This is a genomic window from Patescibacteria group bacterium, from assembly GCA_018896215.1.
GTDB lineage: Bacteria > Patescibacteriota > WWE3 > 0-14-0-20-40-13 > 0-14-0-20-40-13 > JAHINB01.
In genome coordinates this window covers 1-19,007 of the sequence record JAHINB010000003.1, presented here as the reverse complement: position 1 = coordinate 19,007, position 19,007 = coordinate 1, and the positions used below count along the sequence as shown (strand labels likewise).

The 19,007-nt window shown below is 39.0% G+C and carries 20 protein-coding genes, 2 tRNA genes and 1 other RNA gene; 6 read left to right on the top strand and 17 right to left on the bottom strand.

Going from position 1 to position 19,007, the window contains the following annotated elements; genetic code table 11:
- Positions 1 to 2: 2 nt before the first annotated feature.
- From dnaK to KKF75_00300, 3 genes are all read left to right on the top strand, one after another.
- On the top strand, positions 3 to 1,907 hold the full coding sequence (dnaK, locus tag KKF75_00310; GenBank protein ID MBU4380650.1) for a molecular chaperone DnaK: 1,905 nt from the start codon (positions 3 to 5) through the stop codon (positions 1,905 to 1,907).
- Complete coding sequence (locus KKF75_00305; protein ID MBU4380649.1) at positions 1,907 to 2,833, top strand: DnaJ domain-containing protein; 927 nt, start codon at positions 1,907 to 1,909, stop codon at positions 2,831 to 2,833. Before dnaK ends, KKF75_00305 begins: the two co-directional genes overlap by 1 nt.
- Positions 2,834 to 2,837: 4 nt before the next feature.
- Positions 2,838 to 2,913 (top strand) — tRNA-Arg (locus KKF75_00300).
- A 54-nt stretch (positions 2,914 to 2,967) separates the two neighbouring features.
- Here the strand turns inward: KKF75_00300 and KKF75_00295 are convergent.
- Positions 2,968 to 3,057, bottom strand: a tRNA-Ser gene (locus KKF75_00295).
- Between the two features lie 107 nt (positions 3,058 to 3,164).
- On the opposite strand from KKF75_00295, the gene KKF75_00290 reads away from it, so the two are divergent.
- The 3 genes from KKF75_00290 (at position 3,165) to KKF75_00280 (ending at position 5,573) form a co-directional block, all read left to right on the top strand.
- On the top strand, positions 3,165 to 3,755 hold the full coding sequence (locus KKF75_00290) for a hypothetical protein (GenBank protein ID MBU4380648.1): 591 nt from the start codon (positions 3,165 to 3,167) through the stop codon (positions 3,753 to 3,755).
- Entirely contained in the window at positions 3,752 to 4,513 is a 762-nt protein-coding gene (locus KKF75_00285; GenBank protein MBU4380647.1) for a nucleotidyl transferase AbiEii/AbiGii toxin family protein, read from the top strand. The genes KKF75_00290 and KKF75_00285 overlap by 4 nt, the downstream gene beginning before the upstream one ends.
- Before the next feature lie 130 nt (positions 4,514 to 4,643).
- The gene (locus KKF75_00280; protein ID MBU4380646.1) at positions 4,644 to 5,573 is read left to right on the top strand and encodes a DUF4349 domain-containing protein; all 930 of its coding nucleotides are present in this window, start codon (positions 4,644 to 4,646) and stop codon (positions 5,571 to 5,573) included.
- 2 nt (positions 5,574 to 5,575) lie between these two features.
- Here KKF75_00280 and KKF75_00275 read toward each other — a convergent pair whose 3' ends face one another.
- From KKF75_00275 to KKF75_00200, 16 genes are all read right to left on the bottom strand, one after another.
- Positions 5,576 to 6,346 (bottom strand): ComF family protein, encoded by a 771-nt coding sequence (locus KKF75_00275; GenBank protein MBU4380645.1) that lies wholly within the window; start codon positions 6,344 to 6,346, stop codon positions 5,576 to 5,578.
- On the bottom strand, positions 6,333 to 6,602 hold the full coding sequence (locus tag KKF75_00270; GenBank protein MBU4380644.1) for a GIY-YIG nuclease family protein: 270 nt from the start codon (positions 6,600 to 6,602) through the stop codon (positions 6,333 to 6,335). The genes KKF75_00275 and KKF75_00270 overlap by 14 nt, the downstream gene beginning before the upstream one ends.
- 144 nt (positions 6,603 to 6,746) lie before the next feature.
- Positions 6,747 to 7,144: a transfer-messenger RNA gene (gene ssrA / locus KKF75_00265) on the bottom strand.
- Positions 7,145 to 7,244: 100 nt separating this feature from the next.
- Positions 7,245 to 7,694: an SsrA-binding protein SmpB gene (gene smpB / locus KKF75_00260; protein MBU4380643.1), complete on the bottom strand. Its 450-nt coding sequence runs from the start codon at positions 7,692 to 7,694 to the stop codon at positions 7,245 to 7,247.
- 29 nt (positions 7,695 to 7,723) lie between these two features.
- Positions 7,724 to 9,370 carry a hypothetical protein gene (locus KKF75_00255; GenBank protein MBU4380642.1) on the bottom strand — a complete coding sequence of 549 codons (1,647 nt, stop codon included), beginning with the start codon at positions 9,368 to 9,370 and terminating at the stop codon, positions 7,724 to 7,726.
- Positions 9,371 to 9,577 (bottom strand): hypothetical protein, encoded by a 207-nt coding sequence (locus tag KKF75_00250; protein ID MBU4380641.1) that lies wholly within the window; start codon positions 9,575 to 9,577, stop codon positions 9,371 to 9,373. It lies immediately after the preceding gene.
- Positions 9,578 to 9,626: 49 nt separating this feature from the next.
- Positions 9,627 to 10,202 (bottom strand): PH domain-containing protein, encoded by a 576-nt coding sequence (locus KKF75_00245; protein ID MBU4380640.1) that lies wholly within the window; start codon positions 10,200 to 10,202, stop codon positions 9,627 to 9,629.
- A 28-nt stretch (positions 10,203 to 10,230) separates the two neighbouring features.
- A complete protein-coding gene (locus KKF75_00240) occupies positions 10,231 to 10,497 on the bottom strand; it encodes a class I SAM-dependent methyltransferase (GenBank protein ID MBU4380639.1) in 267 nt (88 codons plus the stop codon).
- Positions 10,498 to 10,512: 15 nt separating this feature from the next.
- Positions 10,513 to 10,848 (bottom strand): class I SAM-dependent methyltransferase, encoded by a 336-nt coding sequence (locus KKF75_00235; GenBank protein MBU4380638.1) that lies wholly within the window; start codon positions 10,846 to 10,848, stop codon positions 10,513 to 10,515.
- 93 nt (positions 10,849 to 10,941) lie between these two features.
- Complete coding sequence (locus tag KKF75_00230) at positions 10,942 to 12,072, bottom strand: ATP-binding protein (GenBank protein MBU4380637.1); 1,131 nt, start codon at positions 12,070 to 12,072, stop codon at positions 10,942 to 10,944.
- A 72-nt stretch (positions 12,073 to 12,144) separates the two neighbouring features.
- The gene (locus KKF75_00225) at positions 12,145 to 12,690 is read right to left on the bottom strand and encodes a hypothetical protein (protein ID MBU4380636.1); all 546 of its coding nucleotides are present in this window, start codon (positions 12,688 to 12,690) and stop codon (positions 12,145 to 12,147) included.
- Positions 12,691 to 12,771: 81 nt separating this feature from the next.
- Positions 12,772 to 14,868 (bottom strand): hypothetical protein, encoded by a 2,097-nt coding sequence (locus tag KKF75_00220; protein ID MBU4380635.1) that lies wholly within the window; start codon positions 14,866 to 14,868, stop codon positions 12,772 to 12,774.
- On the bottom strand, positions 14,865 to 16,085 hold the full coding sequence (locus KKF75_00215) for an AAA family ATPase (GenBank protein MBU4380634.1): 1,221 nt from the start codon (positions 16,083 to 16,085) through the stop codon (positions 14,865 to 14,867). Before KKF75_00215 ends, KKF75_00220 begins: the two co-directional genes overlap by 4 nt.
- Positions 16,076 to 16,888, bottom strand: coding sequence for a bifunctional DNA-formamidopyrimidine glycosylase/DNA-(apurinic or apyrimidinic site) lyase (gene mutM / locus KKF75_00210; GenBank protein ID MBU4380633.1), 813 nt, complete (start codon positions 16,886 to 16,888; stop codon positions 16,076 to 16,078). Before mutM ends, KKF75_00215 begins: the two co-directional genes overlap by 10 nt.
- Before the next feature lies 1 nt (position 16,889).
- A complete protein-coding gene (locus tag KKF75_00205) occupies positions 16,890 to 18,041 on the bottom strand; it encodes a glycosyltransferase (protein ID MBU4380632.1) in 1,152 nt (383 codons plus the stop codon).
- Position 18,042: 1 nt separating this feature from the next.
- Entirely contained in the window at positions 18,043 to 18,849 is an 807-nt protein-coding gene (locus tag KKF75_00200) for a DUF4962 domain-containing protein (GenBank protein ID MBU4380631.1), read from the bottom strand.
- Between the last annotated feature and the right edge of the window lie 158 nt (positions 18,850 to 19,007).

Genomic DNA, 19,007 nt, shown 5'->3' with positions numbered 1-19,007 from the left:
TTATGTCTAAAATACTAGGTATCGATCTTGGTACCACCAATTCTTGCATGGCAATTATGGAAAGTGGCACCCCTAAAGTAATTCCCAATAGTGAGGGTGGCAGAACCACCCCATCAATAGTGGATCCTATTCGCAATTTGGTCGGCGTTTCGGCAAAAAGACAGCAGGTGGTAAATCCCAAAAATACTGTCTACTCCGTAAAGCGTTTAATGGGTCGCAGATTTAATGATCCGGCTGTGCAAAAAGCCATTAAAAGCCTTCCCTACACAGTAAAAGCTGATAAAAACGGTCTGGCGGTCTTAGAAATTGAAGGCAAGGAGTTTACTCCCCAGCAAATTTCCGCATCAATTCTTGCCAAACTAAAGGCTGATGCCGAGGCATACATTGGACAACCTATCACCGAAGCGGTTATTACTGTTCCCGCCTACTTTGACGATAGTCAAAGACAAGCCACCAAAGAGGCAGGCCTTATTGCTGGCTTTGATGTAAAAAGGATTATTAACGAACCCACCGCCGCTTCCCTTGCTTATGGGCTAGATAAAAAGAAAAACGAGCAAATAGCGATTTACGATTTAGGCGGGGGCACTTTTGACATCTCCATTCTAGAGATAGGTGATGGCGTTTTTGAGGTTAAAAGCACCAATGGGGACACTTACCTCGGCGGAGACGATTTTGACAATAAAATTATTGAGTGGTTGCTTGCGGAGTTTAAAAAAGAAAACGGGGTGGACATCTCCAATGACCGTCAAGCCATGCAACGCTTAAAGGACGCGGCAGAAAAAGCCAAAATAGAGCTTTCCAGCACGCAAGAAACCCAGGTTAGCGTTCCCTATATTACAGCTGACCAATCAGGACCAAAGCACTTAACAGTAATGCTGTCTCGTGCCAAGCTGGAACAGTTGACAGACGATCTCATTAAAAAGAGTGTCCCTCCTTGCGAGTCGGCGCTAAAAGACGCCAAATTCAAAATTGGCGATATTGATGAAGTTGTCCTTGTTGGCGGTATGACTAGAATGCCTAAGGTCGTCGAAACCGTAAAAACCCTTTTTGGCAAAGAGCCCCACAAAGGAGTCAATCCCGACGAGGTGGTGGCGGTAGGGGCGGCAATTCAAGGGGGCGTCTTAACCGGAGATGTCAAAGATGTCTTGTTGCTCGATGTAACTCCTTTAACATTGGGAATAGAGACACTGGGTGGGGTGGCAACGCCTTTAATTAAAAGGAACACCACCATACCCACCTCGGCTTCTCAAGTCTTTAGCACCGCCGCCGACAGCCAAACTTCGGTGGAGATAAATGTCTTGCAAGGAGAAAGAGAGATGGCGGGGGACAACAAATCTTTGGGTCGATTTATTTTAGATGGCATTCCGCCAGCGCCTCGGGGCGTTCCCCAAGTAGAGGTCAAATTTGACATTGACGCCAATGGCATTGTGGCCGTTTCGGCAAAAGACAAGGCATCGGGCAAAGAGCAAAAAATCACCGTCCAATCGGGAACGGGTTTATCCAAAGAAGATATCGAAAAAATGGTTGTTGATGCCGAAAAGAATAAAGAAGAGGATCAAAAAAAGAAAGAGGTAGCCGAAGCCCGAAATATTGCAGACAATATGGTTTACACCGCCGAAAAGTCTTTAAGAGATGCGGGAGATAAAGTACCAGAAGATGTTAAAAAATCGGTTGAAGAAAAAGCCAAGATTCTCAAAGACATTGTGGCGACTGGAACTCTTGATGAAATCAAAAACAAAACCCAGGAATTGTCGCTTGAATTGCAAAAAATCGGACAATCTATCTATGGGCAAGGTGAGCAAAAAACCCCCGAAGGTGGTCCGCAAGAAGATAATCCCACAGACAACAAACCGGAAGACGGTGAATCAAAACCAGACGAGCCGAAGGAGGGAGAGGTTGTTGAGTAATGAGCAAACGGGACTATTATGAAATACTTGGGATCTCTAAAAACGCCAGCGATGACGAAATCAAACGAGCTTATAAAAAACTTGCCAAAGAATATCACCCCGATGTAGCCAAAGATAAAAAACTCGCCGAGGAAAAGTTTAAAGAGATTAACGAAGCTTACCAGATATTATCTAATCCCGAAAAACACCGATCGTACGACCAATTTGGTCATGCTTCGACGGCTCAACAGGCGGGCTCAGCACGGGGAGGGGGCGCTTACGGCGGATCCTGGGGACCGTTTACTTATACTTATTCCTCTCAAGGATCAAACAACGGCTTTGATTTTGGTGGCGATTTTGACCCTTTTGATGTTTTTGAGCAAGTTTTTGGATCCCGAGGCTTTGGCACCAGAAGAGAAAAAAAGGGCAAAAGCCTGCAATATGAACTGGCAATCTCATTTGCCGAAGCAATTCATGGTTGTCAAAAACAAATTGTCATTCGCGGAAAACCCCTAAAGATAAAAATTCCCGCGGGGGTGGCAAGCGGTTCGCAAATTAAATACTCTGGAGAAGGAGAACCCGCCCCTCAAGGAGGAATCCCTGGTGATTTGTTTATCGTCATTAAAGTACAGACTCACACAAGCATTCAGCGAGATGAGTCATCTAACGCTTATTCTCTTGCCCAAATTTCCTACCCCCAAGCTGTTTTGGGAGACAATATCGAGATTGAATCAATTGACCCAAATTCCCCATCTGGCACCAAAAAAATTAAACTTAAAATTCCCGCGGGAACGCAACACGGAACCACCTTTAGAATTAGAGGACAAGGTTTTCCCAATGTAAGGGGTAGTCATCGTGGCGACCATTTTGTCCAGGTAGCGCTTGTTGTCCCCAGCCGGATCTCCTATAATCAAAAAAAGATTCTCGAGGAATTAAATAAATCTTAAACTTGCCCCCATAGCTTAATGGATAGAGCATTGCGTTGCGGACGCAAAGGTTAGAGGTTCGAGTCCTCTTGGGGGCACCATGTACAAATTTTTGTGATAACACAAAAATTTAACGTGGCACAGCCATTAGAAGCTGGCGGAGGGGGAGAGATTTGAACTCTCGTGAGACTTTCGCCCCGCATGGTTTTCGAAACCAGCCGGTTAAACCGCTCCCGCACCCCTCCTCTACATTTGGTGTTATGTGATGGTCTGGTAGATTTTACCATGTTTGTATCTTCGAAGAATCTCGCAGCTTGACACGCTTCCATAAACCACCTAATATTGGTGGTATATGGAAGCGTACTTGCAGATCGATAAACTCTTGGAAACAAAAAAAACCTTTTTTAATACTAGAGATATTGCTGTTATTCTTAAAATTGAGAATGCGAGATCTCTGGAGAATACTATCAGTAGTCTTATCGGCTCTGGTCTGTTTGTCCAATTAGAAAGAGGAAAATATTATTTAAAACAAAACGCCCCCTCGGATTTTGCTACTAGTAGCTACTTGTATAATCCATCCTATATTTCCTTGGAATCGGCTTTAAATTACTACGGAATCTTAAGCCAATTCCCTTTTGAAATTACTGCTATCACAACAAAGAAAACTTGTGTTAAAAACATTAACGATAAAATATTTAGTTATTCACAAATAAAAAAGGAGCTTTTAACTGGTTACGAATCAAAAAACAACTTCTTAATTGCCTACCCCGAAAAAGCTTTATTTGACTATTTTTACTTCGTTACCAAGTCTTTTAGGACAGAAAATTACCTTAGTGAGATGGACTTATCGCAATTATCAAAAGAAAAGATCAGATTGTATTTACCTTTAGTCTCTGCTAATAGCAAAAGTGGAATCGCGGTGTTAATTGATAAATATTTATGATTTCTCTAGATCAAATAAAAGAGTTGGCAAGTAAAAACAAAATTGACGAAAGTGTTATTGCTCGGGAGTTTATTCAAATACTTTTCTTAAACGAACTTTACTCATATAAATTTTCTAGAGATATCTATTTTAAAGGTGGTACTGCAATTAGGTTGTTATATGGAGGAAGTCGTTTCTCGGAAGATTTAGATTTTACTGCAAATTTAGATCTCCCCGTTTTTGAAAGCGAGATTTTAAAAGTTTTTTCTGATGTAGAGAGTAAATACCCCATTAAATGCAAAGCCAAAAAAGCTTTGGTTGGTAAGTCATATCTTTTGACCACAACTATCTTGGGATTTAAAACACCAGTATATGTAAAACTGGATTTTTCCTTTAGAGAAAGCGTAATCGAGCCACAAAATAGAATTATGGAAACTGTCTATCCCATAATCGTTAAAAATTACATTAACTCGTTAAGCATTAATGAAATTATTGCTGAGAAGGTTAGGGCAATCTTAACTCGCAAAAAAATGCGGGATCTTTATGATTTATGGGTTTTAATAGAACTAGGTGGAAAAATTGATTTTAACCTAATTGACAAAAAGCTTGCCTACTATAGAGAGAAATTCAATAAAAAGGAGTTTATTGAGAGACTTACAGCCTTTAACGAAAAGGAATTTATTCAGGACTTAAAACCCTTTATTAGAATAAATGAGAGAGAAAATCTTGCTAAATTATTTATCTATATTACCGACTACATAAAAAAGAAATTCTCTTAATAGACATGGATAATACTAAACAGATGCTCGAACAACTTGGTGCAAAACCTTCTATAAGCAAAGAAGGCAAAATTTGACTTTAAAACCCTAAGATAATATATTTAACATATTACTAGAAGTTAAAAAACATATGAATAAAAAAACTCTCGTTATTGTTCTAATACTTGCTGTTATTACCGCCATTCCGGCTTTTATTTTTGTTACTGTAAAGAACACTGCTGTGGTGGCCATTAAAGGAGCGCCTTCATTAATCCAAGCTGTAAATAGTGGTTCAACGGGATATTCGCAAGAGAGTGGGGCTAAAATGATGATCGAAAGACCCACCACCTCCATTATGCCCCCATACATAACTCCTGATGCCGCGTTAGATGTAGTTAACCGAGTCTACGAAAAATATTCTAGCTTTAGCGTTGTGGTTGATAGTGTGGAAAAGTACACCTCCAACCTAACCAGCTATTTTTTGAGCATTGGCGGAAGGATATTATCTTCCAATCTTAATACTTCCGATAAAACAATTGTGGCTTCGCTAACCGTAAAAGTTCCTGTGGAAAAATTTGACGAGGCCAACATGCGGGTTAAGACGGACATCAAAAAAACCTATTATGAAAACATAAACTCCCTTGACGAAACAGGAGCCCTAAAACAGGCTAGCGATGAGTTAACCAGACTTAACGAGGAAAAGACCAAAAAGGAGTTAGAGCTCTTGGCAGCCAGAACCGATATCGAAAAGAAACAAATTGAATACGAAATACAAAGACTGGAATCTCAAATTGCTTCCGCCACATCTCAAGTAAACACAGTAGAAACCAAAACAAGTTATGCCACACTAAGCCTGGTAGTGGCAAATTCCGAAAAGTACTTTAATCCGAGTCAAACACCACAAAGACCGGATCTTTTGGAAACGCTCAAAGAAGCTGGAAATAAAATCCTAGATGTGCTGTACTTTGTGGCAGTTGCCTTTATCTGGGTTGCCGCATTTGCTTTAATGTGGCTTCCTATTGTCCTTATTGTTAAAGTACTCTTTTTTAGGGGAACAAAGAAGGTTGCTAAAAAGGATTAGAGCTAATCTTTAGCCAGGCAAAGGCAATAAATATACCTGCAACCGGCTCGTTTTAGAGCTTTTGAGGCGGAAAGCATGGTTGCTCCCGAGGTTCCCACATCATCCACCAAAACAATATCAGAATCTTTGAGAATCGAGGAAGTTTTGGGGTTGATACCAAAGGCATTTTTAACATTCTCCCGTCTTGCTTCTTTATCCAAACCAACTTGCGATTTAGTATTAACAATTCTTTGTAAAATATTGGTATGGCAGGAAACATTAAAGGCGTCAGCAATTCTGCTCGCAATATATGTTGCCTGATTAAAACCCCTCTTGGTATAACGGGATCTATGCAACGGAATGGGGATGACTATTGCTTTATCCCCAATTTCAAGCGCTGATTCCAAAACTGCCTCAACAAAGATATTTAAAAGCGGATCCAAAACCGCAAAAGCCCCGGAGTACTTAGTTTCCAAAATAGCATTTCTGATAACTCCCTTATAAACAAAAGGGCTGTAAAGGCGTTCAGGGGTGTAAATTGTGGCGCAATTTGGATGAGTAAAACCTTTAACGGAGGGCTTTTGACAAACAAGACAAACTTGGGTTGTTAGATACTCGATTTTTCCTTCGCAAGCGGAACATAAAAACGAACCGTCGATTTTGCAACCGACGCATTTTTTAGGAAAAACAAAGTCCAAAATCCAGTTGTATATGACTGTTAACCACTTATTAACAATGCCAAATATCCGCTTTATATAAGGGTGTTTGTGATGTGGTATCTTATAGTTGTTCATGGGGGGAGCTTATAGTTATTAGATGCTTGTTCATAAAAGCTTTTCCAGATCCTTGTTTTAGATACTTCTCTAATTGTAACGCTTGATATTTATCTGTAAGGGCTATGTAGGAAAGAAGCTTCCACGGTTTAAAATTTTCTGTAGATTTGTTCGCTCCAATATTATGTTCAAAGATTCTCTTTTTGAGATCCTCTGTATATCCAACATAAGTTTTATTTGGGTTGGATACACTCTGAATTATATATACATAGTACATGGACATAACAATAGCCCTACTACGCTCCTCGCTTAGTTCGGAGCTACGAAGGGCACTCATGCTTCAGCCTAAATTTTCTCATGGCTTCGCCGATTTGGAAAATTCCTTATATGTGGCTGCGCCATGCGAAACTTTAGTGAAGCATGGTGGAGATGGGGGGAGTTGAACCCCCGTGTTGACAAACAATATCGCAAAAATTTTTACAAGCTTGTTTATTCTTTTAATGAAGTCGCGATTTTGGGGGTAAAAGAACAAGAAAAACCCCCTCACCGGGTTATAAGTTCGATTGGAAACCCAATCAGATTAAAATATAGATAACCTGCATAACTATTCTAACCTCTTTTAGCTCTGGTTGTGCCTGGCGCGTCCGCTAAAAGAAAACGGCGCCAAACACCTGTTTAGGCGTACGCCAAAGCGTACTCTTCTACAGGAACGAAACTTGCTTCTTCAGCATTTGTGTTTTGTTGGGATCTTAACGAAAATACCCAACATTTTCGGCTTGATTTTTACGCCTTGTTTACCAATCGATTCCCATCATCCCCATTGTAAAGTCTTAGAGAGCAACAGCGAACTTAGAATTTACAATGCCCTCCGAAGTTCCGACCACATGTCGGAACGAAGGATGGGCTAATTATAATCTCGCTATTCTTTAGCTTCTCTCATCATCTCTCTTTGAATCTGTCTTTTCTTTAACTCTTCCCTCTTATCATACAACTTTTTGCCCCGCCCAATCCCAATCTTAATTTTTATCAAATCACCTTCCGTATAAAGTTTTAAAGGTACAATCGCATATCCCTTGCGACTTTGTGCGCCAATTATGGCATTTATTTCTCCTTTATGCAAAAGGAGCTTGCGAGATCTTTTTGGGTCGTACAATCCTACTACTGACCCACCAGCCTTTTTATACACTGGAATTAGAACATTTATTACAAACGCTTCATTTTTTACCACCCGAACGAACGATCCCACAAGGGACGCTCCTTGCAATCTGCAAGCTTTAACCTCGTGCCCTAACAGCTTTAAACCCGCTTCAAATTCCTTTTCGATAAAATATTCAAAGTAGGCCTTTTTGTTTTCAGCAATTACAGGCATCGGCAAAGGTTATTATACCAAAAAAATCGCTAGTCCTCAAGCTTAAATACCTGATTAGAGTTTAAAAGATAAATTTGTGGAGATTCGGCATTGCTTTCGTCAACAAAAAAGCTTTTTATTTCCGCTTTTTCTAAAGACTTGCCCGATTTAAATGTTTTTACAAAAACGCCCTCTTTACTAAACTGTGCCACCTCCCCATTACTGTAAAGCAGATAAAGATAGGTTGTTTCGGAAGGAGCAAATAAGCTGATAGCATCGACGGTAGTTGCTGGAGCATTGGTTAAACTCCAATTAGTTTTCTCACCCTTTAAAAGTTGTAGCACCGTTCCGTCTCGCAAAAGCACGAAAGCATAGTAATCAACCGCAATACTTTTGGCAGAAGCAATTGCCACCTCTCCCGTAATCCAAGAGCTAACAGCATACCCATCCGCTGTTGCCGCAAGCTTATAAATTTGGTTTTCGGCGGGGGATAAAATGTAAATATTGCCGTTGTAAACTGCAAAGCCTGTAATATCTTTTGGAAGGTCTCCATTAACTTTCTGCAAAACCATGGTTGACAAATCCCCTCCTGCGTAAACGCCACCCTCGGTTAAGATATAGTACTTGCCCTCTAAATAAGAAAGCCCGTACACTTTGCTTTGCGAGATTTCTAGTTCTTTTATCCCATCTGTTTCATCTGACTCTAAATCCACTATGTATCCCTCCCCACTGTCCTGCACAACTGCCGATACGGTTTTACCTAAAACTACAAAGCTCAAAAGATTTATGTCTTTAGCAAGTCTCCTTTTAAAGTCAACGAGAGGTGTAGGTATTACATCTTGACTTGTTTCTACTTGAGAAATCGACACCGTACTTTCTGTTTGTTGTGCTATGTTATTCTCGTCCTTTTTAATTGAAATTGGTCTCGAAAAGATAACTCCAATTAAAGACATTGCTGTAGCAACTGCTACTACCGCAGAAACAGCTTTTTTGGAAATCTTTTTTGGCTTACTTCTTTTGGGGGTAATAATATTTACCAAACTGCTTTTGGCAAGAATATTCTTAGTCGCAACCGAAACAATAAGGCAACCAAGCCTTTGTGAGTCTTCAAACGAGCCTACCTCCTGCTCTATACGAGAACTGTTTTTAACAATAAAGTCATAAGGAAATCTTTTAACAAAATTATCGGTAGCGCAGATTAAAACATCCCCCTCCTCCAAAATTCCCGAAGAAACATTCACATCGCCCCCAGCTTTTTCGGCAATAACTTTCTGTTCTCCTTTGCGCAAAAGCGTGATGCTGTTATCCCCAAGTTGGGAAATATAAACCACCTTGCCCCAAACCACCACGACTGAAAGTCCAATATAAAGCGATGATGCGGGGTTTGCCGAACTTTGTTGCAACGCCGCAAGCTTTTGTTTGACATCTAAAACAGCCTTTTCTAAAGCTGTAATTGGCGTTCCATCCAAAACACTAAAGTAAGATTCTTGCAAAGCGTCGGCAATCAGCGACATGGTAAGGGTAAGATCACAAGAAGCCGAAGCATCATAAAGTTCCAAAAGTACAAACATGCGACCTCGAGATTCGAAGACTTCGGAGGAGTCCGGAGTTATATCTAAAATACGACACAATCCTCCGCGCAGAGGGTTAGGCGATCCAATAATTTGTTGTGTCCGAACCGAAAATGTTGATTCCATTTACAATAAATAAAACAGTACAAATACAAAAACCATTATTGACGCCACAAAGTGTAACCAAGCAAAAGTTTTTAGGTAAGATGATACCCCACCGGTAGACAACGCCTCGTCCATAATATACACCTGTTTTACCACCAATGCCGCAAAGCTAATGTAAATTATAAATGCCAAAATTAGAAGGAGCTCAATTACATACCACACACTCACAGAGATATTGATATTAGGAAAAGGTATTTGGATTGAAAGATCCAAGGGGTTATTTGCTTCCACTTTTTGTCCTCCCTCTTGTTTTATGAATATCTGTTATTAAATCGTTTATTCTATCGTGAACTTGGGCAGGGTTTGGAACCTGTTCAAATTCAAACTCGGGGGATTCGGCTGCAGTCTGAATTTTAATATTTCCAAAATCAAAAAGTGTTGGGAATATACCACTTACAAAGTAGGTAGAATCTTCTATGTTGCGAAGTGGTGTTTCGGAAACTTTTTTGTGGATTATGCCGTAAAAGTCCATGTCGATGACCCGTTTATCCGTCAAAATGTAAACATTAAAATACCAAATTAAATAGTTTTCTAAAATAAATAAAAAGGTAAACAAATACCAAATTAGTCCAGCAACTAGAGCGTACTTGGAAGGTAGCAAAGAAAAAAAGCTGTCATTAGATAAAATTACCCGATACAAAAGTGGAAAGGAGAGTAACACAAAAGAAAAGAGTATCCAAGGAACATTAGTAATCCAATGCCTTCTTAGCAAAAAGATAATCAATTCCCCCTTTTCTTGAGATTCAAAACTAACATTTTTTGGAGATTCCAAAAATGCAGAAAATGCAACCATGACATTATTCTATCACACTCAAATTAAGCTAAACATTGGCTTTTGTCTTAACCCAATAACACAGCCACCAATCTCTTTCCCCCTTGCGTGTCTTTTGCTTTATCACCTCAAATCCGTTTTTTTCGAGTAGTTTTTTAAACTCCTTTAGTGAGTAATAAGAAAACCACCTTCCTGTTTCCGAATCCTCCCTTTCATCTGCTCCAGCCTTCAATGATATAAAACCTATCCCATTAGGCTTAATTTGGGTTCTGATAATCTGCAACGCCTTATCGATAGTGTTTTTAGGTATATGCAAAAGGGTTGCTACAGTCTAAAACCCATCAAATTCGTGTTTCGGAAAGTCCAATTCGCATACCCCTACCAATTTAAAGTTTACTTGCGGGTTTCTTTTTTTCGCAATTTCCAGAAGACCAAACGAAGCGTCTGTTCCTGTGTAGTCGTAACCTAAATCTACTAGATTTGAAGCGTCTCTCCCTGTTCCAGCCCCAATTTCCAGGATTTTACCAGTAGGCAGAAGGTTATGAAATATCTGCATTTCTTCTATCCACCAAGAAATCTTTTCGTAGCCAGAATGAGCGTTTGCCCACTCTTCGGCTTTTCTATCATAAAAATCTATCGTCTGTTTTTCTTTATCTGCTGGATTCATAGTGACTAAATCTCCTTTAGAATAAACTGGGTATATTACTTGTTTTAGGGTTGAACCCTAAATGGGGTTCAACCCTATTAAACGGTGGTAGATTTAAACAAGAAAAGACAAAAAGTTGTCTTTATTTATTACCTTAAACGAAGCGTTTTTATAGGTGTTTAAAAACTCCACGGGGATTTTAGCTCCCTCTTCTTTCCATTTAAATTCGTAGGCATGTATCTTGCCATTTATTTCTTCTATATAATCAACTTCTTTTTGATCGTGGGTTCGCCAGAAGTAATTATTAAACGGTATTTCTTTACCATCCAAGTATTTAATTCTTTCGGCGATAAGAAAATTCTCCCACAACCCACCAATATCTTCCCTTAAAGACAATGCGTTATACCTATTTAAAATGGCATTTCTTATTCCAACATCATAAAAGTACACTTTATGTTTTTTGGTTATTTCTTTTCTTAAGTTGCGACTAAAAGACCTTAGTCTAAAGATTACAAAGGACTTTTCCAGCAAATCCAGGTATCGCTCTACAGTATCGTAGTTAATTTGCAAGGTTGTGGCTAATTCGGTGATCGACACTTCACTTCCCAATTGCATAGCCAGTAACTCTAACAAACGAATAATTGTTTGTGGCTTTTTTATTTGCTCAATTTCTAAAACATCTTTATACAAGTACTGACTGGATATAGTCTCTATAAGCTTTTGGGCTAAGTTCCTACCAGACAAATATACCTCGGGATATAAACCATAAGTTAGTATTTTGTCCAATGATTCCAAAACTATTTTTTTATCGGAGTATTTAACGAGTTCCTGAATAGATAAAGGGTATAACTTAAATTCAAAAGCACGACCAGTTAAAGGCTCGTTAATCTTGTTTGACAGATCAAAACTTGACGACCCAGTAGCTACTATCTGAATATCTGGAAAGGTATCAATTAATTGCTTTAACGCCAAACCAATATTTTCTACTTTCTGAGCTTCATCAAGAATTATTATTTTGCTATCACCCAAAAACTCCTTTGTTTTGTAAGGCTCTAAAGACTCCAATTGCCTTTTTACACTTAGCAATTCACAATTAAAATAGCCATTGGAGCTATCGCTGGAATTAAGGATGTTTCTTACAAGGGTTGTTTTGCCTACTTGGCGAGCCCCATAAACAATAATTATCTTCCCCTTAAAGAGGTATTTCTCTACTATCTTTGATATATCTCGTGCTATTATCGCCATATAGATTATCCTAAGTTCCAATGTTTAAACATTCAGATTATACCAAATTCATGTGTTTTGTCAAACACAGCTTTATAACTTTGTTGCGTCGGAAAGCTTGATTCTAACCGCTGTAGACATGATTTCTGTACTCACATAACCTAAAACATCAACATCTGGATCGTACAACTCGATCATATCGAGATCTTGACGATCAAATACCCTTGCCCCTTTAATCATCCTTCCACCAATCATAGATTGTTTTAGTTCTTTGTATTTTTCTGGTTCTAAATAAAAATCCAGATCTCCTACATGGTGGCGATATGGATCAGGTTTTCTAATATACAAGTATTTATAAGTTGTTTCTGGTACATCATTTTTTGCTGGAATGACAACAGGTTCATAAAGTGTAAAGTATTTTTGGTTTGGACTGTTTGAAGGTTCTGTTAAATCCTTTCTAATATTAATTAAGAATTCATACTCATTATCATAATGGCAAAATATACCCATATTACCGGCATTGGGAAGATACTTTCCAAATGATTGTTTACAAAGTTTATTACATTCAAAATGTATGTGGTTAATAGCCTCAAACAATTCTTCTTTGCTCTTTATCGGACTAAATCTGTATGCTTTCATAATATTATTTTATCACAAGAAAAATACTGGAATGGGGGGGTTAAATTCCCAATTATTTTAGGGTCTGACCCTTCGACAAGCTCAGGGTTGAAACCCTATAAAACGATAAACTGTGGCGGAAGGGTTATCCACAATCACAGCTCCAGCCGATTCAAACAACTTCTTGGCTTTCTGTTGTGTTGCTGTGACGCAGGGGATTTTTAATGAATCGGGGTATTTAAAATAGACCCCCCAACCAAAATCCTCAATTTTGAGTTTACCAGTGTCTAATCCATCAAAATAGACAACTCTTTCTGCCGAATTATCCACAAAGTAATTTAAGCGCACAAAGGCTATTCCACTAGAAAACAAAATCTTTCTGCGATCCAAATTAGTGGCCTTTTCTATTTGATAAATATCGTCATACGAGCGTTGCCGAGCTTCCTTCAAAATTGCTCCGCCATATAGAGTTTGGGCGTTTACATTAGTTGGAATATAAGTTGCAAAGGGATCAACAAAAATATAGGTTAAAAGATGTAATACAGAAATAAACCCAACAAATTTTACAATGACATTAAATTGCTTCTCTGTTGCTACTCTTTCTACACCTTTATATAAAAATAAAATTAATAAGATAAACCCCGCAAGGTTATACCAAATGGCATCAGATCTAACACTTGCCCAAAGAATAAAAGAGATAAAAGTGCTTAAAAATATTGCAGTGACAGGGTTATCCCATTTAATCACAGGTGGGACTTTAGGACGGTTCTTAACATAGAGGTAGATTAAAGGTAATAAAAGCAAAAAATACAACACCCCCGGATCGTTTAGAGAGGTTATCGCGCCCCTACCGCTGACCACAAAAAGTTTGGCAAAGGGGAGAGTTACTATCCCCAAAAACCCCTTTTTTGCCTCGTAGAATTTTGTGGTCTCGTACGCCTCAATCTCCCTGTGACAGGTATCAGTTAGGCTTGTATCATAAGAATAGTTACTGCCGTACAAACCAAATTGTCCAACAAAGGGGTAAGAAGCGCGATAAAACACCAACCAAAACAACAGCGGGATTGTGGAAAAAGCCAAACTGGTGATTAATTTTTTGCGCGGATGAGTTTTAAATATTGTGGCAAGATAAAATAGCCCCAAAGGCAAAGCAAAAAAAATCGCCGAGAACTTAGCCACAACCGCAAAAACCAGCAAAAACAATGTCCCTGGCGACTTGCGGAAAAACGAAAGAAGCGCTCCAAGCATTACAACTAGAACAAAGATGTCGGTCTTAAATTCCACCGATAAGAAATAGTACAAAATGGGATGGCAAGCTAAAGCAAAGATAATTGGAAAAGCGTTTTTCCTAATACCAAGCAGTTTTACGCAGGCAATAAGCTCTAGTAACAAAACTAGATAAAAAGAATTAGCAAAGAATTTGGCTACAGGAATTCCACCCAATTTAAAGGGTAACGCAGATAGAAGTTCGAAGGGAAAAGGAATTCCCACAAACGCCCCAGGACTGGGAACTCGGAAATTTTGGGCGATAAATTTAGTTAAATTTAAATATGCCCGCAAACCATCTGGTCCTTCCACAAAACCTTTTAATGATTGGGTAAGAAGTATTCCTCCAAACAAAACTAAAATTATAAAATAGATTGCATTGTTTCCAGAAAAAACCCATTGGTGAGAGAGTGTACTTTTGATATTTATTACTAATTGATGAAGTAGTTTCCTTTGTAAAATTATTGGAATAATAAAAATAAGGGTGATTAAAGGAATATAAAAGATTTTAAAGGAAGCAAGAACTAAAAACAGTAAAGACAAAAAGCAAAATCCCACGACTGTTTTCTCAATTAAACCAACACCTTTAACCATTGTTCCCAGCAGAAACGCCACTAAATACATCCCCCCTGTAATCAAAACTCCGATGATCAAAGCAACCAAAAGAGATTCGTTAAAACCAACTGGATTAAAGGGTATCTTGTTACCAATAGAGAATATGAACGCCCAGAAGTTAGAAAGAATTAAAAATACCATAAGTGTTGCCACTGTTGCCTTTTTGAGGGTAACGACAATTCTGAATTTAAAAGTTTTTGAGGCGCGAAAAACCAAAAATACAATCGGCAAAAGCCCCAAAAAGCTTATCGCCAAAAGAGTTTTTGTTAAAAGGTAGGCAACTATTGTCCCAATTAAAATAAGATATAAAACTATCATTGGGTATTTAGTCTAAAAAGTTTTGCCCTATCCAAAAGTTTTTTAGGAATTAGGTTTTCTTCTGCGGTTGTAATAAAAGACTGTCTATCCTCTATGGTATCCAGCACTTTTTCTCGATAAAACTTATCCAGCTCCGAAAAAATATCATCCAAGAGTAAAGTTACTCTCCCCTCAATCTTGCTTTCTAAAAAAGCCAGCTCGCAAAGTTTTAGAGCAAATACCGCTGTTCGCTGTTCTCCTCGGCTACCATAAAGCCCCAAATCCCAACCATCTTTAAGAAACAAAAAATCGTCCCTGTGCGGACCGATTAAAGAGCGTTTTTTTGTTATCTCCCGCTCCAAACTTTCGTCTAGTGCTTCTTTGGAAACTTGTCGCGTTACATAATTTAAGACTAGTCGCTTTGATGAGACTTCCATTTTTGGGTACAACGAGCTAAGCGTTTTGTTAGCAAAAGCAAAAAATTCTTGGCGTTTTTCTTGAATATAACTTCCTTTTTTTGCCAAAATTTCGTTCCAGACCGCAACTTGAGATTTAACTTGCGCTAAATTACCACCATTTTGTGAATCTTCCCAATCGCGTCCGGCGCGATTGGGCATCTTCCTCGTAAGGAATAAATTCTTTACATTGCCACCTCGGTGACTTCCGAGTAAAAGCTCGTTTTTTTGCCTTAACGCCTTCTCATACACATTGCAAGCGCGGGAGTAATCTTTTTCGATTTGGCAAAGAATGCTATCTAGCACACTTCTTCTGCGACTCGGTGAACCAACAACTAGTTTAATATCCGCTGGAGAAAAAAACACTGCATAATAATTTCCTAAAAAGTCGGAGCGTTTTTTTACCACCCCATTGACTTTATAAACACATTTGGCTCGACTGGAATTCTCGGTTTCTAGTATTATTATCGCCTCAAGACAAGTTCCATCAGCCAGTGTTAATTCTAGAGAAGCGCTGGTATCTCCAATTTTGATGAGTTCTCTTAAAGCTTCGGCTCGGTAGGAATGAGCTGTTGCCAAAAAATGCAGAGCCTCGAGCAAATTTGATTTTCCGCTTCCATTAGGGCCTATAAACAAATTTACCACGGGATCAAAGACAAATTCCGCTTTGGGATAACTTCTAAAATTTTTTAACGACAGCGATTTTATGAAGTTAGTATCTTCTAACGCTTTCGCCTTTGGCGAAAAATTATTGTATTCGTTCTTATATCTTGTTATGGGCATTGGCATTTGGGGCAAAAATAACTGCTTCTTTGGAAAATTCTCGTAACGAGAATTGGTGTTTTACAACGGGGACAAGGTAACCCGACCTGCCCATAAACTTTCAAAAAGTTCTGTGCCGTGCCAGCTTTACCATAAAGATCTACAAAGGATTTGTCTCCCAAGGTTGATCCCCTATTTGCGATCCCTTTTTTGACTACGGAAATAAGGCTTGTTAACAACTTCCCCAAATCTTTTGATGAGAGTTCCCGAGTTTTTTCTTGGGGATGGATTTTAACCAACCATAAACCTTCGCTAGCGTAAATGTTTCCGATTCCAGCAACTACAGTTTGATCAAGTAGGGCTCGTTTAATGATGGTATTTTTGGCAGAGACTCTTTTTACAAAATCTTCCTTAGTCATATCTATTATGTTTGGTGCTAAATTGGCAAATTTAGCACTAAATTCCTCTAAAGGAATAACCTCACAATAACCAAACTTTCGCACCTCATTAAAAAGTAATTTCTTATCTTTGATGTTAAAAACAATTTTGGTATGAGGACTAGTTTTACTATTGTCGTCTCCTAGAAGTAACCTCCCCGTCATCCGCAAATGAAATGTCATAACCATCTCGTTTGCAAACTTAAAAACTATCGTCTTACCTTTTTGTGTGATGTTAATGATAGGTGTATTGATGATCTTTTTAAGATACGCAACATTGGGACGAACAAGCTTGGCATCAATTACTTTGACGGCATTTATTTTGCAACCGATAAACTCACGAGATAAATCAGTTACAATTGTATAAACTTCGGGGAATTCTGGCACGTTACTTTTTCCAACTTTTCCACTTTTCCTCCACAAATTCTCGGAACTTCTGTTGGAAGATTTCTTTGGTAAAATTCTTGGCGGTTTCTTGGCAATTTTTATCCCAGTTGACATTTTTAATGCTTTCAAATTTTAGAATAGCTTGCTTTAAAGATTCAACGCTGGTGTCCATCGAAAAAACCCCATTATAGCTATCTTTTACCGTATCTTTAAAACCACCCTGATTAGGAACAATGCAGGGTTTTCCAAAGTACATCGCCTCCAGAGGGGCAATCCCAAAATCTTCGTACTCGACATTGTAAATTAATGCCTGACAACTTTTTAAAAGCTCGGCCTTTTTTTCTTCGGGAACAAACCCCAGCATCTGAACTTTGCATTTACCCCGTGCATTTACCTCATCCGCCAAAGCTTTTACGGTATCAAACTCCTTACCGCTTCCGGCTACAATGAGATTTTTTTCCAAAGCTTCGCAAGCCAAAATTACATTATCCACATGTTTATAACGAGAAATGCGAGTGACCACCAAGTAGTATTCCTCTTCATCTTTAGTTTTGTTTTGAGATTTACCCTCTTTTACAGTTAAAAATGGGTGAATAATTTTGGCATCTCGTCCATAAAACTTTTTAATTCGTCCTCGCACCTCGGTAGAGTTGCAGAGCAAAAAGTCGGGTCTTTGGGAAGCATTGTAGTCCCAAATACGCAAAAAAGAATCCAGTGGGTTTAAAATAATTCTCCAGTACCATTTGTCGCGCTTAGCAGTTTCGGTAGGGTAGCCCCACAAAAATCTGGGCGGGGTGTGAATGTAGGAAATATGTAGTTGGTCAGAGCGAGTTACCACCCCCTTGGCAAAATTGGCGCTGGAGGAGATCACGATATCAAATTCACTAAGATCGGTGGTTTCAAAAAGAATGGGGTACAAAAAAGTAAAATACTTATAGAATTTATTGACAAAGCTTGTGGTTGCCCATTTGGGAACGCGAATATCCGCGCCTTTAAACGCCCCTGTTCCCTCAAAGGCTGTTGGGTCCCACAATGCCGTATAAATAGGGGCATTAGGATACATTTCCCAAATAGCGTTAGTGACATCTTCCTGCCCGCCGTAGGCGTTTAGGTAGTCATGAATTATGGCAATTTTTGGTTGGGCATTTGACATATTAAAGCTTACTAACTGTTGAGTCTACTAAATAAAAATTCTCGGTCTTGCTCCACTCCCCCTCTTGTCCCCAATTATCTACGGGTTTGACTTTCCAAAAAAATGGAGTGCTGGCAACACCTTGGGGCATGGCATTAAGCAGGATTGCTGTATCCTCCAATGGCAATTTATTGGTCGCAACTTCCCTATTATACAGAACCGTCTTAAAATAAGCATCTTGTCCAATTTCCACAAGATACTTTTGGGGAAAGACAAAACAGTAGGGGCTGTAATACGAAGGCTCCCACTTAAAGTTAATGGCTATTTTCTGCCCCGGAACAAATTTAATCCGCTCGTAAACTGGACTTGTAAGTTCGGGGGAGGGAAATTTTTGCTCCATAGGACCTAGCACAAAACAACTTTTAAAGCTCCAGAGACTTTTATCTCCGTTGCTGTTAATCGCTCTTACCCGCCAAAAATAGACTCCGGAGTCCAGACTTTTTGGAACTTTAAAATCGGCGGCTCTGGGATCTCCTTCCACCAAATCCTTTAAAAATGTTGGAACGGAAGAAAGCTGAAAGAGGTATTTTTGCGCCAAAAAGTTTGGGGCGGGATTCCACTCAAAATGTGGTTTGGTTTCCTCAATAATGGTGTCGCTTAAAGGCATGAGCGTTTCTGGTCGTGATACTTCTCCAGTTATCAAAGCTATCTCCACCTCTTGAGGAATTTTCCTTGTGGGCTGGCGAGGCGAGAATACAAAGATAAAAGCTATAACAACAAAAAACGCCAATAAAAACAGGTGGTAATCAGACAGTTTTTTTAGAAACATTGTGGTTTTATTCTAACACCAAAAGAGGCTTTTGAATGCTAAAATGAGTCCATGAAATTGGTACTTTTTGATTTTATGAATTTAATGCACCGAGCTTATCATGCCTATCCCCGCACCTTGGCAACCAAAGACGGCACGCAAACCAACGCGGTTTATGG

Coding starts and splice junctions, on each gene's coding strand:
- KKF75_00255 (MBU4380642.1), bottom strand. CDS start 9,370: ATGGAATCAACATTTTCGGTTCGGACACAACAAATTATTGGATCGCCT.
- KKF75_00225 (MBU4380636.1), bottom strand. CDS start 12,690: ATGAAAGCATACAGATTTAGTCCGATAAAGAGCAAAGAAGAATTGTTT.
- KKF75_00235 (MBU4380638.1), bottom strand. CDS start 10,848: ATGAATCCAGCAGATAAAGAAAAACAGACGATAGATTTTTATGATAGA.
- KKF75_00230 (MBU4380637.1), bottom strand. CDS start 12,072: ATGGCGATAATAGCACGAGATATATCAAAGATAGTAGAGAAATACCTC.
- KKF75_00205 (MBU4380632.1), bottom strand. CDS start 18,041: ATGTCAAATGCCCAACCAAAAATTGCCATAATTCATGACTACCTAAAC.
- KKF75_00270 (MBU4380644.1), bottom strand. CDS start 6,602: ATGTACTATGTATATATAATTCAGAGTGTATCCAACCCAAATAAAACT.
- smpB (MBU4380643.1), bottom strand. CDS start 7,694: ATGCCTGTAATTGCTGAAAACAAAAAGGCCTACTTTGAATATTTTATC.
- KKF75_00220 (MBU4380635.1), bottom strand. CDS start 14,868: ATGATAGTTTTATATCTTATTTTAATTGGGACAATAGTTGCCTACCTT.
- KKF75_00290 (MBU4380648.1), top strand. CDS start 3,165: ATGGAAGCGTACTTGCAGATCGATAAACTCTTGGAAACAAAAAAAACC.
- KKF75_00280 (MBU4380646.1), top strand. CDS start 4,644: ATGAATAAAAAAACTCTCGTTATTGTTCTAATACTTGCTGTTATTACC.
- dnaK (MBU4380650.1), top strand. CDS start 3: ATGTCTAAAATACTAGGTATCGATCTTGGTACCACCAATTCTTGCATG.
- KKF75_00285 (MBU4380647.1), top strand. CDS start 3,752: ATGATTTCTCTAGATCAAATAAAAGAGTTGGCAAGTAAAAACAAAATT.
- KKF75_00305 (MBU4380649.1), top strand. CDS start 1,907: ATGAGCAAACGGGACTATTATGAAATACTTGGGATCTCTAAAAACGCC.
- KKF75_00215 (MBU4380634.1), bottom strand. CDS start 16,085: ATGCCCATAACAAGATATAAGAACGAATACAATAATTTTTCGCCAAAG.
- KKF75_00200 (MBU4380631.1), bottom strand. CDS start 18,849: ATGTTTCTAAAAAAACTGTCTGATTACCACCTGTTTTTATTGGCGTTT.
- KKF75_00275 (MBU4380645.1), bottom strand. CDS start 6,346: ATGAACAACTATAAGATACCACATCACAAACACCCTTATATAAAGCGG.
- KKF75_00245 (MBU4380640.1), bottom strand. CDS start 10,202: ATGGTTGCATTTTCTGCATTTTTGGAATCTCCAAAAAATGTTAGTTTT.